The organism is Streptomyces sp. WM6386, assembly GCF_000972385.1.
GTDB lineage: Bacteria > Actinomycetota > Actinomycetes > Streptomycetales > Streptomycetaceae > Streptomyces.
On record NZ_JXTE01000150.1, the window covers coordinates 1 to 3,090 of the forward strand.

2 protein-coding genes are annotated in these 3,090 nt (G+C 73.7%); one reads left to right on the plus strand and one right to left on the minus strand.

Going from position 1 to position 3,090, the window contains the following annotated elements:
• A partial coding sequence (locus tag TN53_RS40150) for an NPCBM/NEW2 domain-containing protein (protein ID WP_046263809.1) occupies nucleotides 1-467 on the plus strand: 467 nt, incomplete at its 5' end.
• Nucleotides 468-512: 45 nt separating this feature from the next.
• On the opposite strand, the gene TN53_RS40155 is transcribed toward TN53_RS40150, so the two are convergent.
• Nucleotides 513-3,090, minus strand: a 2,578-nt coding sequence (locus TN53_RS40155; RefSeq protein WP_046263810.1) for an ATP-binding protein, incomplete at its 5' end; no start/stop codon positions are given.

Here is a 3,090-nt window from a genome sequence, read left to right on the forward strand (position 1 = left end):
CCCCCACACCGACGCCGCCTCCCCCGCCCGCGCCGGCCGTCTACCAGTGGAGCGAGCTGGCGTACGACATCAACGGCGACGGCACCCGGCCCGAGATGCGGATCGCCGAGAGCAGCTGGGTGTGGCAGCGGTGGGGTGTCTCGGCCGGCGGCACGCAGTACGAGCACGGTGTCACCGTGCACGGCCGGTCCTCCGTCACCATCGACCTCAACCGCGAGTGCGCCTCCTACGACGCGACGGTCGGCGTGGACGACATGGCGCTGGGGCTCGGCAAGGTCTACTTCTCCGTCTACGCGGACGGGGTCCAGCTGTGGAAGTCCGGGCTGGTCGAGGGCGGGGACGCGGCGCTGCCGGTCCATGTGAACCTCGTGGGACGCGAGACCGTACGGCTGGTGGTGGAGCCGCACAGTTCCTTCGACGACCTGGCGCTCGCGGACTGGGCGGAGTCGAAGTTCAGGTGTTCGTAGCGCCGGGCGGATTTCTGGTGCCGGGCGGATGCGCGGAGCTTCGCCTCATGACGCCGCCGTACCGGCGGAGTGGGTGCGCAGGGCCTCGTCGAGTTCGCCGAGGACGTCGTCCGGGGTGAGCGCCGAGCCCTTGGTGCACTCCGCCGTGTAGCGCTCGTCGCCGAGGGCCGCGCGGGCGTCGGCCTCGGCCCGTTCGGCGTCCACGCCCTCCGGCATGGGGCGCGGGTGGCCGTCGCGCCAGCGGGCGGCCGCGGCGAGCAGGCGGGCGGCGCGTGGATGGTCGCCGAGGCGGGACATCAGGTCCGCCGTGCCGTCGGCGAGCGCCGCCTTCATCGCGTCGGAGCAGCGCGTCTCGATCGCCGTCCGGAGCGCTTCGGCCAGCTTGGGCAGAGCGGTCCCGGGGCCGGACACGGCCGCCGACACCATGGCGTCGACCGACAGCAGCATCACCCTGAACTGCGGTGGCGGTGTCGCCCGCCCGATGGCGTCGCGCGCCTCTTCGTACAGATCGCGCGCGCGATCGATGTCCTTCTCGTCCAGCGCCATGAGGGCCCGCTGGAGCAGCACGAACGCCCGGGAGTCCGCCACGGCGTACCGCTCGGCGGCGGCGCTCGCCTCGTCCAGGGTGGCCAGCGCCGCCGTACGGTCGCCCGCGCGGTAGGCGATCTCGGCGAGCCGGGCGAGGAGGAACGGCTTCTCGGTGTGGGCCCCCACCTCGTGCGCGAGCCGCAGAGCCTCCTCGTACTCCCCCTTGGCCTCCTCGAAGCGGGCGCGTGCCATGGCCGTCTCGCCCGCGGCGCTGCACACCTGGGCCCGCAGCCAGCGGTCGCCGACCCGCCGGCTCAGCACCCGCAGCTCCGCCAGGTCGCCGTCGATGCCGGGCATGCCGCCCGGGGAGTCGACGACCATGTGCGCGCGGAACATCAGGACGACGCCTGTCTCCCAGTCGCCGCCGTGGGCACGGCAGTTGGCGACCGCCCTGTCCAGGACGGGCCGGGCGTCCTCCCTCGGGACGGGGTGGAGGAAGACCGTCACCGGCCAGGCGAGGCCGGGGAGCCGGGCCGCCTGGGGGCCGCCGCTCCCGAAGTGGTCCCGGATCCGTGCCACGTACCCGTGCATCCGCTCGTCCAGCCCGTCCAGGGGCGGGTCGACCTCGGCCATGAGGAAGAGATGCAGCATCCTGAGGTCCATCCGCAGGGTGTGCAGCGGGTGGTGCCTCTCGCCGTCCGGGTCGGCGAGAAAGGTGTCGACGGGGTCCAGGGACGTCATCAGGGAGCACACCGCGTCCTGCTCCGACGGAAGCGTGCCCCCGGCGGCGTCGAGGGCCGCGCCCAGCCGCAGCACCTGGCCGGTCCGGTCGGCGCCCTCCCTGCGGTAGTTCCGCAGCCACCAGAACCAGGTCATCGCGACCGTCAGGGCACCGGCCTCCGCCTCGTCGCCGGCCTCGACCGCGCGGTGGAGGGCCGCGCGGATGTTGTCCAGCTCCGTCTCCAGGCGGGAGATCCACGGGAGCTGGCCGGCAGAACGCAGCTCGGGCTCGGCCTCCTCGACGAGGGCGCGCACCCATCCGCGGTGTCTGCGCAGGGCGTCGGCGCGCGTGTGGGGGACCTCAGCCGCGCGTTCGACCGCGTACTCGTGGATCGTCTCCAGCATGCGGTAGCGCATGGAGTCACCGCCGGACCGCTCGCACGGGGCGGCGACGATCAGGGACTTGTCGACGAGCGCCCCGATCAGCTCGGCGGCGGGGCCGGTGCACACGGCCTCCGCGGCGGCGAGGTCCCAGCCGCCCGCGAACACGGACGCCTCGCGCAGCACCGTCCGCTCCCGCTCGTCGAGCAGGTCCCAGGACCAGTCGACGACCGCGCGCAGGGTCTGCTGGCGGGGCAGGACCGTGCGGCTGCCCGAGGTGAGGAGGCGGAAGCGGTCGTCGAGACGGTCGGCGATCTGGCGGGGGGTGAGCAGCCGCAGCCTTGCCGCCGCGAGCTCGATGGCGAGCGGCAGTCCGTCGAGGCGGCGGCAGATCTCGGTGACGGCCTCGGTGTCGCGGAGGACGACGTCCGCGTCGGGGCGGACCGCCGTCGCGCGCTCGGTGAAGAGGCGGTGTGCCTGGTCGGGGAGGAGGGGCTCGACCGGGCGCACGGACTCGCCGGGGACGCCCAGGGGTTCACGGCTGGTGGCGAGGATCGTGAGCCCGGGGCAGCGGGTCAGCAGGGTCTCGGCGAGGTGGGCCGCCGCTTCGATGACATGTTCGCAATTGTCAAGAATCAGGAGTTGGCTGCGCGGGGCGCAGTACTCGATGAGCAGGGCGAGCGGGTCGTCCTGCCGGTCCGTCAGCTCGGTGGTGATCAGCTTGGTCTCCCGCAGACCGAGCGCGCTGACCACCGCCCCTGGCACCGCCTCGGGCCGATCGAGCGGCGCCAGCTCGACGAGCCACGCCTCGGGTCGCCCGGTGGCGGCTTCCTCGGCGAGACGGGTCTTTCCGGAGCCGCCCGGTCCGGTGAGGGTGACGAGGCGGGCCCTGTGCAATTCGGAACGGATGGCGTCGAGTTCGGGTTCCCGGCCCACGAAAGAGGTAAGGCGCGGACGGAGGTTGCCGGGGCGGGCTGGGGAGTCGGTGTGGGGG